A 1,022-nucleotide genomic window follows, 5' to 3' on the forward strand; every position below is an offset into this window, starting at 1 on the left:
TGACCAAAAACGTCGGAACGGTATCTCGCGCCCACGCATCATTGCTTAGCAGGGAGATGACATCGATATCGGCAGGCAAGCTATCGCGGCATTGCTCATAGTCATCTGGATTGACCAGCACGCCTACGCTGCAAAATTTACTGATCGCCAATGCAACATCGCTGTAAGCTTTTTTTGCAGGCGCGGCTTGTTGTCGCCAATTATCCGCTCGGTATGGCCATACCATCCATACTTTTTCTATCGGCTCAAACTCTGCTGGCATATGAAAGCCGTCTTGCTCTGGTGTCGTATCGGTCAGTAATCTGGACATAAAATCACCTTATCGCATTCAAGCGATGATAAAAGTAATGAGGATTGATTAAAAATAGGACATCAGTTAGCCATGAGTCAGCAGCGTGCCATACATAGATGGACGGCGGTCACGGAACACGCCCCATTGGCGGCGCTCGATAGCAAGTTTGTCTAAATCAAAGGTCGTACTAATCACTTCGCTAGTATCCGCCGATGCTTCTTGTATGATCTCGCCGCGACCATCAGTGATGAATGATCCGCCGTAGAACTGCATGGTACTGTCTTGACCGTTTTGACTAATAGTCTCCGTGCCAATACGGTTGGAGGCGATAACAGGCATGAGGTTGGCGGCAGCATGACCTTGCATACAGCGCTGCCAATGACCTTTTGAGTCGATACCCAGTGTCGGCTCATCACCGATGGCGGTGGGATAAAATAACAGCTCAGCGCCCATCAATGCCATGCTACGGGCACATTCAGGGAACCACTGATCCCAGCAGATACCGACGCCAATTTTGGCGTATTTGGTGTCCCAAACTTTAAAGCCTGTATCACCAGGGGTAAAGTAGAATTTTTCGGCATAAGGAATGCCATCTGGTATATGACTCTTGCGATAGGTGCCGAGTATCTCGCCATCAGCATCAATCACGGTCACGCTATTAAAAAAGGTATTGCCTGACTTTTCATAAAAGCTAATCGGTAGCACTACCTCTAGCTCTTTAGCCAACTGT

At 48.4% G+C, this 1,022-nt stretch carries 2 protein-coding genes; both read right to left on the bottom strand.

Annotated features, from left to right (window positions below):
* Window positions 1-310: agmatine deiminase family protein (locus tag ACS8FC_RS15075; protein ID WP_439297369.1), on the bottom strand; the 310-nt coding region annotated here is incomplete at its 3' end.
* Between the two features lie 66 nt (window positions 311-376).
* A partial coding sequence (locus ACS8FC_RS15080) for a nitrilase-related carbon-nitrogen hydrolase (RefSeq protein WP_439297370.1) occupies window positions 377-1,022 on the bottom strand: 646 nt, incomplete at its 5' end.

Source organism: Psychrobacter sp. 1Y4 (genome assembly GCF_051847555.1).